Source organism: Streptomyces sp. NPDC001292 (assembly GCF_042896465.1).
In the GTDB taxonomy this organism is placed as follows: domain Bacteria; phylum Actinomycetota; class Actinomycetes; order Streptomycetales; family Streptomycetaceae; genus Streptomyces.
In genome coordinates this window covers 32,435-44,880 of record NZ_JBIAXG010000029.1, presented here as the reverse complement: position 1 = coordinate 44,880, position 12,446 = coordinate 32,435, and the positions used below count along the sequence as shown (strand labels likewise).

The 12,446-nt window shown below is 72.2% G+C and carries 9 protein-coding genes and 1 pseudogene; 8 read left to right on the top strand and 2 right to left on the bottom strand.

Annotated elements, in window-relative coordinates; genetic code table 11:
- Window positions 1–71 precede the first annotated feature (71 nt).
- From ACFY4A_RS27040 to ACFY4A_RS27025, 4 genes and pseudogenes are all read left to right on the top strand, one after another.
- A complete protein-coding gene (locus ACFY4A_RS27040) occupies window positions 72–572 on the top strand; it encodes a hypothetical protein (protein WP_390831944.1) in 501 nt (166 codons plus the stop codon).
- 69 nt (window positions 573–641) lie between these two features.
- Window positions 642–971, top strand: coding sequence for a hypothetical protein (locus ACFY4A_RS27035; RefSeq protein WP_390831943.1), 330 nt, complete (start codon window positions 642–644; stop codon window positions 969–971).
- Window positions 972–1,239: 268 nt separating this feature from the next.
- Window positions 1,240–2,835: a class I adenylate-forming enzyme family protein gene (locus ACFY4A_RS27030; RefSeq protein WP_390831942.1), complete on the top strand. Its 1,596-nt coding sequence runs from the start codon at window positions 1,240–1,242 to the stop codon at window positions 2,833–2,835.
- An 89-nt stretch (window positions 2,836–2,924) separates the two neighbouring features.
- A pseudogene (locus ACFY4A_RS27025) lies at window positions 2,925–3,269 on the top strand (FAD-dependent oxidoreductase); the annotation flags it as partial.
- 92 nt (window positions 3,270–3,361) lie between these two features.
- Here ACFY4A_RS27025 and ACFY4A_RS27020 read toward each other — a convergent pair.
- Window positions 3,362–3,898 carry an RDD family protein gene (locus tag ACFY4A_RS27020; protein WP_390831941.1) on the bottom strand — a complete coding sequence of 179 codons (537 nt, stop codon included), beginning with the start codon at window positions 3,896–3,898 and terminating at the stop codon, window positions 3,362–3,364.
- A gap of 239 nt (window positions 3,899–4,137) precedes the next feature.
- Between ACFY4A_RS27020 and ACFY4A_RS27015 the strand changes: the two genes are divergently transcribed.
- Window positions 4,138–4,815 carry a TetR/AcrR family transcriptional regulator gene (locus tag ACFY4A_RS27015; RefSeq protein ID WP_390831940.1) on the top strand — a complete coding sequence of 226 codons (678 nt, stop codon included), beginning with the start codon at window positions 4,138–4,140 and terminating at the stop codon, window positions 4,813–4,815.
- Complete coding sequence (locus ACFY4A_RS27010) at window positions 4,766–5,560, top strand: maleylpyruvate isomerase family mycothiol-dependent enzyme (protein WP_390831939.1); 795 nt, start codon at window positions 4,766–4,768, stop codon at window positions 5,558–5,560. Before ACFY4A_RS27015 ends, ACFY4A_RS27010 begins: the two co-directional genes overlap by 50 nt.
- A 619-nt stretch (window positions 5,561–6,179) precedes the next feature.
- Here the strand turns inward: ACFY4A_RS27010 and ACFY4A_RS27005 are convergent.
- Entirely contained in the window at window positions 6,180–7,991 is a 1,812-nt protein-coding gene (locus tag ACFY4A_RS27005) for a glycoside hydrolase family 35 protein (protein WP_390831938.1), read from the bottom strand.
- A gap of 319 nt (window positions 7,992–8,310) precedes the next feature.
- On the opposite strand from ACFY4A_RS27005, the gene ACFY4A_RS27000 reads away from it, so the two are divergent.
- Entirely contained in the window at window positions 8,311–9,351 is a 1,041-nt protein-coding gene (locus ACFY4A_RS27000) for a LacI family DNA-binding transcriptional regulator (RefSeq protein ID WP_390831937.1), read from the top strand.
- A 303-nt stretch (window positions 9,352–9,654) separates the two neighbouring features.
- A complete protein-coding gene (locus ACFY4A_RS26995; RefSeq protein WP_390831936.1) occupies window positions 9,655–12,387 on the top strand; it encodes a family 20 glycosylhydrolase in 2,733 nt (910 codons plus the stop codon).
- The last annotated feature ends 59 nt before the right edge of the window (window positions 12,388–12,446 follow it).

Genomic DNA, 12,446 nt, shown 5'->3' with positions numbered 1-12,446 from the left:
AGATGACTGTCGCTCAATGTGATCTTCTGTGTGTCGTCGGGCAACGGGCCCGAGATGTCCAAGGAGATTTCATGCACGAATCCGCTGTCGGCAAACGCTTCGCCACCGCCTTCGCCGCCGCGTCCCCCGCGGGCTTCCTCGGCCTGGCCGGCTCGGGGTCGGCCCGGGCGGCGAGCGCGACGGCCGTGCCCGCCCCACTGAGCTTCACCATCGACTACTCCAAGACGTCGATTCCTCAGGTCCCCACGCTCGGTGCGGGCTTCGCGGGCAACGGTCCGGTGCACGACGCCTCCGGCGCCCAGATCGGCAAGGTGTACGACGCGTGCACCGTGGACGGCGTCGAGAACGTCACCACCGCCCACGCCCTGTGCAACGCGTACGTCATCTTCGACAACGGTGACGAGCTCGACCTGAGCACCCAGGCGAAGATCGACCTCAACCCGCTGCACTACCCGTACACGATCAAGGCCGTGGTGCAGGGCGGCACCGGCGCCTACAGCGGCGCGCAGGGCGAAGCGACGGTCACTGCTCAAAAGCCCGGTGTCTACAAGGTCGACGTCCAGTTCAAGTGACGTTCTGATCCGACCGCGGGGAGCCGCTGGAACGGTCGGTGGCTCCCTCAGTTCCGAGAGGTGAATCCCATGCGTCGTACCGCGCTCACCGCCGCGCTGGCCGCCGGAGTCGTCTTCGCCGGCGCCGGACCGGCGTTCGCGCAGAACGCCCCCGGCACCGTCCGTGACGTCCCGAACACCAATCAGGTCGTCGTGTTCAGCAACGAGTTGCTCCCGCTGGAGGCGTACCAGGACCCGCACGGCTGCCATCGGCTGCCCACGCTCTCGCACGTCCTGAACAACGAGACCTCGCGGACCGTCCATCTGCACGCGGACGCGTACTGCATGACCCCGGACGTCCCGATCCTCCCCGGACACGGCATGCACACCACGCAGTTGTCCGGCAGCTTCTCCTCCTGACACGGCCGACGGCGGACAGGGCGGGGGTCACCCCGGCCTCCTCCGCGTGCCCGGTCCCGCACGCACCCGATGGCACGCCGACTCGCCGCGGTCGTCACGCTGGTCACGGTCAACCTCCTGAGCGCCGGCCCCGCCTGAGCCGCAAGGGCGGCGCGAGAACCCGAGCCGGCGTCCCCGCGCTCCGCGAGGAGGCCCGCCCGATCCGCCGCGCCACGCCTCACCTTCCATCAGCTCCCGTGCGCCCAAAGGGATTCCTCGGAGGTCACCCATGAAACTCCCCGCCCCCGGACCGTTCTTCGACGTCCTGGCCGACCGCGGCACCGGAACGACGGTCCATCTCAGCCGGCCGCTGGACATCGCGGCCGACGACCGGACGACGTACGACATCCCGGACCTGGCCCACCTGGTGAGCCAGGCCGCGGGCTGGCTGCAGGGGCTGGGCGTGGCGCCGGGCGACCGGGTCGCCGTGATCAAACCCAACCACTGGGACTACGTCCTGCTCGCCTGTGCCGCCGCCCGCATCGGCGCGGTGCCCGCGCTGATCTCCGACCGCCTCCCGGCGGAAACGCTCCAGGTGCTGCTCAAGCGCCTCGACGCCACCGCCCTGGTCACCACCTCGGCCACACTGGCGGCCGCGCGCGGCGCGGAGACCGACCTCACGGCCTTCACCCGCCGCACCCTGACCCTGGACGCCCCCGCACCCGGCGCGATCCCGCTCGCGGACGTGCGCGGCCACCGGACGCCGGCGCCCCGCCCCCGCCCGGACGACCTGACCCTGGCCATCATGCACACCTCGGGAACCACCGGGATCCCCAAGCTGGTCCGGCACTCCGCCAGAACCCTGATCCACCGGATCGCCGCGGCCGAGGTACGGCGCCTGCCCCTGGTGTCCACCCGGCGCGACGACACCGTCGCCCAGGCGGCTTCGTACGCGCACGGGCGGGGCCTCGCCTGGACGATCAGCGTGTTCTGGCTCGGCCCGCGCGCGGCGTTGATCCTGGACGGCTACGACCCCCGGCTCGCCGAACCCGTCCTGCGCGCCCATCCGCCGACCGTGCTGGAGGCCGCGCCCGCGGCCTTCGTGCGCTGGCAGCCGCTGGCGACGTCGCCGGACAACCCCTTCCACGACGTCCGGCTCTACATCAACACCTTCGACGCCGTCCACCCGCCCACGGTACGGACGTTCCTGACCGCGACCCGGCGCCGGCTGCCGCTGTGGGTGCAGGTCTGGGGGCAGTCCGAGACCGGGCCGCTCACCTTCCGCTGCCTGACGCGCAGGTCGGTACGCACGACCGGGGAGCGCCACCCCACCACCCGCGACCTGGGGCGGACCGTGCCCGGCAGGGCCGGACTGCGCGTGGTGGACCCGGCGACCCTCCAGCCGGTGGGGCGTGGCAGGCCCGGCCTGGTGCAGGCCCGCACCCGAACGCTGTGCGCCGGATACGTCAGCGAACCGGAGCGGATGCGCGCCAAGTTGTCCGGGCCCTGGTTCACCACCGGGGACCTCGGGGTCATCGCCCGCTCCGGCCGGCTGCTGCTGCTCGACCGCGAGGTGGACACGATCCCCGACGGCAGCTGCGTCGAGATCGAGGACGTGATCCACGACCGGCTGCCCGAGGTCGTCGAGGCGGTGGTGCTCGGCCGCGCGAGCGGACTGCCGCAGCCGGTGCTGGTGACCCGGGACGGCACGCTGGACGTGGGCGCGTGGCGGCAGGCCGTGACCGACCTCCCGCCGCTCGGCGAGCCGACGGTGCTGCCCCTGGACCAGCTCCCGCTCACCGCGACGGGCCAGGTCCGGCGGCAGGAACTGCGCGACCGGCTGTTCGACGGTGCGCCGCCCTACGGCACCGGGCGGTGGACCTGAGCCGCACCCGGCCGTGCGCGCGCCGCAGGACATCCGCACGCGCACGTGCACCCGTTCCGTATGACACCTCGACAAGCAAGGGACCTGCGATGGCCGAGACAGACGTCGACATCGCCGTGGTGGGAGCCGGGATCTCCGGTCTGGCCTGCGCCTTCCAACTGGCCCGAGCCGACCGGTCCGTGCGGGTGCTCGAGGCGGACGGCAGGGTGGGCGGACGGATGGCCAGCCGCCGCCACAACGGCTACGTCCTCGACGAGGGAGCCGAACACATCGCGGTCCGGGGCTACGACAGCACCTGGCGGCTGCTGCGGGCGACCGGACTGGACCAGGACGCCATCGTCCCCGTGGGAGGCCGGATCGCCGTGTGTCGCGACGGCCGCGCCCACCCCGGCCCCGGCCATCCGGCTGGGCTGGTGACCGGCGCCGACATGTCGTGGCGCGGCCGGCTGGCCTGGCTGCGGTTCACCGGCGCGCTGCTGAGACGACGGGGCTGCGACCAGGACCACCCCCGGCGCGCGCTGAGGTCTCATGGTCTGGTGGTCAGGACGACGCTGTTGGCCGCCTTGTCGTGCAGGCACTGCTGGAACGGCTTGTCCCACAGGCACCACAGTACGTCGACCAGACCCAGGAACGGCACGAATCCCATCAGGAAGCTGGTGAACCAGCGCAGCCACGCGCGCCCGAAGGAGAGGTGTCTCCCGTCGTCGAGCCGGGCGACACGCAATCCGCAGATCCGCTTGCCGTAGGTGGCGCCGGACTTCCAGTGCATGACGGGTTCGTAGCAGAGCAGGACCACACCGATCCCGGAGTATCCGATCACCCCGGCCACCATGCCGATGTTGTCGTTGTCCACCGTCAGGTTCTGGATCAGGACGACCAGACCGGCCACGAGCAGCAGCGCCAGCAGCATGAACACCGCGTCCAGAAAACGGGCGGCGAGCCGCGCGCCCTGGTTACCGAGGGCCCCGGGAGGCGGGCCCACCGGAGCGGGCGCGACAGGCGGCGGATACGTCGGCTGCCAGTATCCGTAGGGCTGTTGCTGCGGGGACTGGTACATGCTCATGCGCGGTCCTGGGTCGTCGGAAGGTGGGTGAGCGGCTGCGGCCGTGACACGAGCCGTCCGCGATCCGCGGGGCAGCCGGAGCGGGCCACAGTCACTGGAGCGTCGCGGAGTCCTGTCCGTACGTCAACGCCTCGGGCGATCTTGCCAGTTGTCCGTGGCGCACGTCCTTTCCCCGCGTGTCCGGCTGTGGAACTGACGGGGTATTGACTCCCCTACGCCCATTAGCTTTTCTTAATGGCATGAGGGGGGATCGGCGACTGCGCCGGCGCGACGACACAGTGCGGGAGATCCTCGACACCGCGCTCGAGGTGATGGCGGAAGAAGGCGTGGCCGCGCTGAGCTTGGCCGAGGTGGCCCGGCGGATGGGGATGCGGCCGCCCTCGCTCTACCAGTACTTCCCGTCCAAGACGGCCGTCTACGACGCCCTGTTCGCGCGAGGGATGCGGGAGACGGTCGGCGTCCTGGAGCCGTACCGGGCCATGCTGTCCCGGGATCCGCGCGGTGCCCTCCTGGAGGGCCAGCAGGCCACCGTCGCCTGGGCGATGGCCCATCCGGTGCTGGCACAACTGCTGTACTGGCGGCCCGTGCCCGGATTCGAACCGACCCCGCAGGCCTTCGAACCCGCGGTGCGGCAACTGGAACTCCTGCGGGCCGCCCTCCGGGCCGCGGTGCGCGCCGGGCAGCTGACGCCCGCCGCCGCCGAGGAGGACGGGGTGGCCCTCTACACGGCGCTGATAGCCGGCGTGATCAGCCAGCAGCTCGCCAACGAGCCGTCCGCACGGGTCACCGAGGGCCGCTTCACCCGGCTCACCCGGACGGCGGTCGACATGTTCTTCCACTTCTACGCCCCGGAGGAGGGCGAGTGCGATGACTCAGACCTACGGGGAGGCCGCACGCCTGCCGCAGACCAGCCGTGACCAGTCGGCCGTGGTCGCCGGGGCAGAAGGCCGGGCCGCCATGGACGTCCTCGAAAAGCTCGGCGACGACGACTGGCACCGTCCCACCGACTGCGTGGAATGGGACGTGCGCACCCTGGTCTCCCACCTCGTCGCCCAGTGCGAGGACAACATCTCCCTGGCCACCATGTTGCGCAGGGAGATCACGGGCAGGCGGCGCCACCCGGGCATGGGCCCGGTCGACGCCCACATGGCGGCGCAGGTCGCCGACCACGTCACCGCGCCCGGACCGGAGTTGGCCGAGCGGTTCGCGCAGCTGTGGCCCCGCGCCGTACGGGCGCGCCTACGCCGCCCGGGGCTGATGCGGCGCGCCAGGATCGACAGCGGTATGCCCGGAGCACCCCGGATGTCCGTCGGCCACCTGCTCGACACCATCTACGACCGCGACCTGTGGATGCACCGCGTCGATCTGGCACGGGCCACGGGACAGTCCCTCGTGGTGGGAGAGCACGACCGGCTCATCGTCGAGCAGGTGATCCGCGACCTGGCCCTGACCTGGTCCGGGGCGCCCATCGGGCTGGAGCTCACCGGACCCGCCGGGGGCACGTGGCTGATCGGCTCGGGCGAGCCTGCGTCGGTCGTCCGGGCGGACGCCGTCGCTTATCTGCGCGCCCTGGCCGGACGCGATCCGGACGTACCGCTGGAACTGGTCTCCGGAGCCGATACGGCCCTGGCGGCCGCCCGCCGGGCCCGGGTCGTCTTCTGATCGCTCGTCGGGCGCCAGGGTACGGGCCCGGCCAGGAGGGTGGCGCGGCCGTCGCGGTACTCACCCGCCGGTTGCCCGACCCGGTACGCTCGGCCCCCGCTCCCAGCGGGACCCTACCGCGTGTACGCGTGGCAGGAAGGGGCCGCAGGGCGTGCATCCCACAGTGCGGCCGGGCAACGGGGGACCGTTGCCCGAAGGGCTCGCGGAAGCGATACGTGAGACCGCCGGTGACATCGCCGCACTGTTGCGGGCCGCGGCCGACTCGGCGCTCGAGGTACCGCGATCGGAGTGGACGGTCGGCGAGGCGGCCGCCCATCTGGCGCCGGCCAACGAGTTGACGGCCGACCTCGCGCACGGGCGGGAGCGCCCTTACGGGGACGGCACACAGCAGAGCCTGGCCGAAGCCGACGCGCGGGCCCTCGCCGCGTTCGAGGAGCATCGGCCCGGGCCACTGGCGGCGATGATCGCGGAACAGGCCGAGGCGTTCCTGGACGCCGTGGACCGGGCCGCGGGCGAGGGCGTCGTGGACGGAGCGACGCTCGTCACGCCGCTGGGCGACGCCCTGATCCGCCCACCCGGCTCCACCGGGGCGCGGACCCCAGCCGTCCGGTCGGCGCCGCTACGAAGAGAAGGTCTCGACGTACTCCTCGACCTCCCCCAGCTCCGGCGCGTCGCGCAGTTCGATCCACTCCCCGAGGCGTTCCAGCTCCAGCAAGGTGACGGTGTTCCCGCCCGATGCCAGGAGTGGCGCCGGGAGGTAGAGCGTCACCTGGGGGCCGATCTCCCAGTACCGGCCGAGCAGGAAGCCGTTGACCCAGACGAACCCCTTGGCGAAACCGGGAAGTGCCAGGAAGGTGTCCGCCGGCTCGTCCACCGTGAACCGTGCCGTCGCGAATCCGGCCGGGCCCCGCGGTCCGGTGGCGGCCGCCGCGCGGGCGACCTCCTGCGCCGACCACTCGTCCAGCGGCAGCGGGTGCATCGTCCAGCCGTGGACCATCCGGCGTCCCACCCGGACATGGCCGAGGATGCCCTTGCCCTGTCCGAGGAGCGGGCCGTAGTTGATCCGCCCCTGATTCTCGACGAGGAGTTCCAGCCGTACCCGCCGGCCCGTGCCGTGGAGGGTGAGCGAGCCGGCCTCCCGGTCCACGACCCCGGCCGGGACGCCGTCGACGAAGACCTGGGCGCGGTCGTGCAGTCCGCTGACGGTCATGTCGAGGGCGCCTTCGGGGAGCTTCGGGTGCGCGCGGTAGAGCACCAGGCCGGAGGACTGTCCCAGTTCCTCGAAGCTCAGCGGGTGGGGTGAGGCCACCGCCCGGGACACGGCTTCCAGCCCGCCCAGCAGTTCGGCGCCCCGGACGACCGGGACGACACGGGGCGCGAGCAGCGCGGGGTCGGTGGGCAGCGGCTGCTCCGGGGGGCCGGTCAGGGCGCTGAGCTGGTCGCGCAGGGCGAAGAACTTCGGGGTGAGCCCGCCGTGTTCGGCGATCGGCGCGTCGGAGTCGTAGCTGGTCACGGTCGGCTGGATGGCCTCGCCGTCGTGGTTGGCGCCTGACCAGAGCCCGAAGTTGGTGCCGCCGTGGGCCATGTAGAGGCTGACCGAGCCACCGGTGTCGAGGATGTCGCCCAGTGTCCTCGCCGCGCTCCGCGGCGACCGGACGTGGTGCCGCTCCCCCCAGTGGTCGAACCAGCCGTTCCAGAACTCCGCGCAGACGAACGGCTCGCTGCTACGGCGCTTCCGCAGCAGTGCGGCGGCCTCGGCCGCTTGGGAGCCGAACGTCGCGGTCGCGAGCTCGTCGGGCAGGGTGCCGCCGTCGAGCATCAGCTCGGTCGGGCCGTCGGCCGTGAAGAGCAGTTCGGTGATGCCGCGCTCCACCAGGGCGTCGCGGACCCATCGCAGATACACGTGGTCGTCGCCGTAACTGCCGTACTCGTTCTCGATCTGCACCGCTACGACGGGCCCTCCCCGCGCCGTCTGAAGGGCGGAGAGACGCGGGATCAACCGGTCGAACCAGCCAGCCACCGCGTCCAGGAAGGGGCCGTGCGAGGACCGCGGCCGCATCCCGGGAGTGCCCGTCAGCCAGGCGGGCAGGCCGCCGTTGTCCCATTCGGCGCAGATGTACGGGCCGGGTCGCACGATCGCGTCCAGGCCGGCCTCCTGCGCGAGGCGGAGGAACCTTTCGACGTCGCGCCAGCCGTCGAAGCGCACCCGGCCCCGGTGCCGCTCGTGGAAGTTCCACGGCACGTAGGTGTCGACCGTGTTCAGCCCCATGGCGGCGAGTCGTGCCAGTCGGTCGGGCCACTGGTCGGGGTGGACCCGGAAGTAGTGCAGCGACCCGGCGAGGACGCGGTGCGGACGGCCGTGCCGCAGGAGTTCGCCGTCGGGGTGGGACAGGGCGGGCGTCGGCCGGTGCGTCGGGCGTGCTTCAGTCATGGGGTGTGCTGTCCGAGGCCTGTCCGCGACCGCAGGGGCGTCCCGTGGGAACGAGTCCGGGCGGGACCGGGCCCGCCACTGCCGCCGTGCGCGTGGTTGGCTTCTTCACGACCTCTCCTTCGACGTGGGGTGGGGAGAGCGGAACCCTGCTCCCCTGCGGTCCGCCGAACGGCCGGAACACGCTGACGTGCCGGAACTATGACACAGGATGATAGCGATGCCAATGGTGGTTCCCACAGCTGCGACGGGCACTCCGAGCAGCGCGGACACTGCCGTGCGGGCGCTATCATCGCGGCGGGAAGAGCGGACGAGGAAACTCATGAAGAAGCGGAGCGAAGGCGACGGCGTCGCACGGCCCCCGGGCATGACCGATGTCGCCCGGCTCGCCGGGGTCTCCCCCCAGACCGTGTCGCGGACCCTGGCCGGTCACCCCAACGTGCAGGAGAGGACGCGGGCGAAGGTCCTCGCGGCCGTCGACCAGCTCGGGTACCGCAAGAACAACGCGGCGCGGATGCTGTCGTCCGGCCGCAGCCGCACCATCGGCGTGGTGACGCTGCAGACCACCTTCTACTCGCGCACCGCCGTCCTGTACGGCATCGAGAACGCGGCGCGCGAGATCGGCTACTCGGTCTCCACCGCCACCACCGCCTCCCTGGACACCTCCGCCATCGAGGGAGCGCTGGCGCGGCTCGCGGAGCAGGGCGTGGAGGGGATCGTCCTCGCCGTCCCGCTGATCCACGTGAGCAGGCGGATCGAGCAGCTCACGGGCTCGGTCCCCACCGTCACCATCGACGGGTCGCGCACCTCCGCCACCGAGGTGGTCGCCGTCGACCAGACCCAGGCCGCACGCCTGGCCACCCGGCATCTGCTGGACCTCGGGCACCAGACGGTCTGGCACGTCGCCGGGCCCCGCGAGTGGCTCGACGCGGTCAGCCGCACCCAGGGCTGGCGCGACACGCTGGAGGCGGAGGGCAGGAGCGTCCCGCCCGAGCTGGAGGGTGACTGGACGCCCGCGTCCGGGTACCGCAACGGCCTCATCCTGGGCCGGATCCCGGACGTCACGGCCGTCTTCGTGGCCAGCGACGAGATGGCCTTCGGAGTGATCCGGGCGCTGCACGAACTCGGCAGGCGAGTGCCCGACGACATCTCCGTCGTCGGCGTCGACGACATCGCCCTGGCCGAGTACTGCTCGCCGTCGCTGACCACCGTGGCCCAGCCGTTCACGCAGATGGGAGTCCTCGCCGTCGCCCATCTGATGCGCCATCTGGAGAACCCGGACGCCGCCCCCGATCCCGCGTCCGTCGAGCCGACCCTGATCGTGCGCGCGAGCACCGCGCCGATGCGGCGCGACGGCCGGTAGAAAGCCCTCCGCTCGCCGGCCGGAGCAGCCCGGAAGGGGGCGGCTCCGGCCGGCGCTCTGCCGTGCCCGGTCCGGGCCTGTCCGTACCCGTCCGGGCCGGCCCGGCTGCGGCCGACTGCGGACAGCCGACAGTGCTCCCTGACGATGCACCGCGATGCCATGCCAAAAGGCAATCGCAAACGGCATCTGGTGTTAGCGATGCCATTCCCCTACTGTCTCCCCCGCCCCCATCAGCGTCATGAGGAGACGGCCAGGTGAAGCCCCTGCCCCACGGCCCCTCCCGACCCGAGGAGGAACGGTCCTGTGAGACCCCGATCCCGTAGGTCCCGGCGCCGCGCCGGCACGCTGGCCGCCCTGGTCACCGCGCTGGCCACGCTGACGACCGCACCGGCCCCGGCGCTAGCGGACCCCGCACGCGCGGAGGCCGCGCCGGACGCGACGACCGCACCGGTGACGGTCCCGGCACTGCCCGACTGGAAGCCCGCCGAGGGCGCTTTCCACCTCACCCGCCAAAGCCGCGTGCTGGTCGACCCGCGCGTCACCTCCACTCACGACGAGGCCGCGACCTTCGCGGACGACATCGCGGCGCAGACCGGCAAGCGGCCGCCCGTGGTGCACAGCACCGAGGCGGCGAAGGCCGGCGACATCGTGCTGCGGCTGGACACGTCCCGCACCGATCTGGGCGCCGAGGGCTACACGCTCACCGTCGGCACCGCCGCCACCGTCACCGCCCGGACGGACGCCGGCGCGTTCTACGGCACCCGCACCCTGTTGCAGATGTTCCACAGCGGCCCGGCGGTACCGGCGGGCAGCGCCGTCGACGTGCCGCGGTACGCCGAACGCGGCGTCGGCGTCTGCGCCTGCATCATCAACGTCTCCACCCCGTCGCTGGAGCGGCTGGTGAAGGACGCGGCGTACCTGAAGCTCAATCAGCTGTGGATCGAGCTGAAGGTGAAGAGCACCGCCCACCCCGAGGCGAACGAGTGGGGCTACTACACCAAGCCCCAGATCGCCGCCCTCCAGCGGCTCGCGCACCGCTACCACGTGACGCTGGTGCCCGAGGTGAACTCGCCGGGCCACATCGAGCCGTGGATCCGTCAACGCGCCGACCTGCAGCTCACCGACAACGCCGGGCAGAAGCAGGTCAGCCGCCTCGACATCACCAAGCCCGAGGCGTTCACCTTCCTGACCCGGATCATCGACGAGTATTTCACGGTGTTCGACACGCCGTACTGGCACATGGGCGCGGACGAGTACATGCTCGGCTCGGACTACGCCAGGTACCCGCAGATGGCGGCGTACGCCAAGGAGAAGTTCGGCCCGGACGCCGTGCCGCAGGACGCGTTCGTGGACTTCGTCAACCGGGTCGACGCCCATGTGAGGGCCAAGGGCAAGACGCTGCGGATCTGGAACGACGGCATCACCTCCGCCGCGACGGTACCGCTCAACCCCGATATCGTCGTCGAGCATTGGACCAACTCCGGTCTGAAGCCCAGCCGGCTGCTGGCCCAGGGGCACCGGCTGATGAACGCGAGCAACGCGCTGTACCACGTCCGTGGCAGCTACGGCGTCAACACCCGGAAGCTGTACGACGACGGCTGGAACCCGCGGAACTTCCTTGGCGAGACCGTCCCGTCGGCCGACGGCGTCACCGGCGCCAAGCTGACGATGTGGCCGGACAACGGCTCAGGCAACACCGAGAACGAAGTCGAGTCCGACGTCTTCGCGCCGCTGCGCCTGGTCGCCCAGGTCACCTGGGGCCGGCCCAAGCCCGACCCGGACTACGCGGCCTTCACCGCCCGGGTGAACGCGGTCGGCCGGGCGCCCGGGTTCGAAAACGTGGACCGGACGCCGGCCCAGCCGGGCACGTACACCCTCGCACGCGGCGACGCGTTCCTGTCCGCAGCCACGGCCGCCGAGGGCGCGCCGCTGACCATGGGCGCAGCGGAGTCGGCGTGGGACCTCGGCACCACCGCGGACGGCTACTACACGCTGCGCAACGCCGCCACCGGCCGCTGCGCGGAGTCCCGGGTCGGCACCCGCTACCTCAACACCCCGCTCGAGCCCGGCACCCCGATCACCGCGCAGACCTGCGCCGCGGAGAACCGGCTGCAGCGCTGGCAGGCCACCGCGGCCGACGGCGGTGTCACCCTCACCAACGCGATCACCCGAATGGTGGCTGTCCTCGACGACGACGGCCGCCTGGTGCAGCAGGTGCCGGACGGCCACCGGGCCACGGTGTTCACCCTGGCGCCGGTGCTGAGGGTGTCCGCGGCGTCCGACCGGGCGACCGTCGTGCCGGGCGGCACCGCGACGCTGACCGTCACCGTCGCCAACACCACCGCCACACCCGCCTCCTCGGTCGAGGTCCGGCCGACCGCCCCGGACGGCTGGACGGTGACCCCGGACGGCGCGACCACGTCGACCGTAGCCCCCGGGGCGACCTGGACCGCCACCTTCACCGCCGCGCCGCCGCAGCGGGCGCAGGCCGGGACAGCCTCCCTCGGGGCCGCGGTCGGCTCCACCGTGCAGGGCGTCCGCCACACGGTCACCGCCTCGGCGCAGCTGCGCCTGAGCTGTGCCGAGGCGGCGACCCGGCCGACCGCCGTCACCTACGCGGACAGCCAGGAGACCGCCGGGGAGGACGGCCGGGCCATCAACGCGATCGACGGGAACCCGGCGACGTACTGGCACACGGAGTGGTCGAGGAACGAGCCGCGTCCACCGCACGAGATCCGGTTCGACCTGGGCTCGGCAAAGTCCGTCTGCGCCGTCACCTACCTGCCCCGGCAGGGCAGCGGCGGCGGCTCCGGGAACGGCCGGATCGCCGACTACGAGATCTACCTGAGCACCGACGGCAGCACCTGGGGCGAACCGGTCGCCAAGGGCACCTTCCCCAACGCCGCCGAGGCCCAGTGGGTGCCGGTGCCGACCACGACGGCGCGTTACCTCAGGCTCGTCGCCCTGTCCGAGGTGAACGGCAACCCGTGGACCGCCGTCGCCGAGGTCGGCGTCGACGCGACGCCGGCTCCCTGACCCACCGGCCCGACAAGGGCCCCGTCTTCCTCTCTCTCCCGTTTCGGAGTCATCAGGAG

Coding starts and splice junctions, on each gene's coding strand:
- ACFY4A_RS27010 (WP_390831939.1), top strand. CDS start 4,766: ATGACTCAGACCTACGGGGAGGCCGCACGCCTGCCGCAGACCAGCCGT.
- ACFY4A_RS27030 (WP_390831942.1), top strand. CDS start 1,240: ATGAAACTCCCCGCCCCCGGACCGTTCTTCGACGTCCTGGCCGACCGC.
- ACFY4A_RS27005 (WP_390831938.1), bottom strand. CDS start 7,991: ATGACTGAAGCACGCCCGACGCACCGGCCGACGCCCGCCCTGTCCCAC.
- ACFY4A_RS27020 (WP_390831941.1), bottom strand. CDS start 3,898: ATGAGCATGTACCAGTCCCCGCAGCAACAGCCCTACGGATACTGGCAG.
- ACFY4A_RS27000 (WP_390831937.1), top strand. CDS start 8,311: ATGAAGAAGCGGAGCGAAGGCGACGGCGTCGCACGGCCCCCGGGCATG.
- ACFY4A_RS27035 (WP_390831943.1), top strand. CDS start 642: ATGCGTCGTACCGCGCTCACCGCCGCGCTGGCCGCCGGAGTCGTCTTC.
- ACFY4A_RS27015 (WP_390831940.1), top strand. CDS start 4,138: ATGAGGGGGGATCGGCGACTGCGCCGGCGCGACGACACAGTGCGGGAG.
- ACFY4A_RS27040 (WP_390831944.1), top strand. CDS start 72: ATGCACGAATCCGCTGTCGGCAAACGCTTCGCCACCGCCTTCGCCGCC.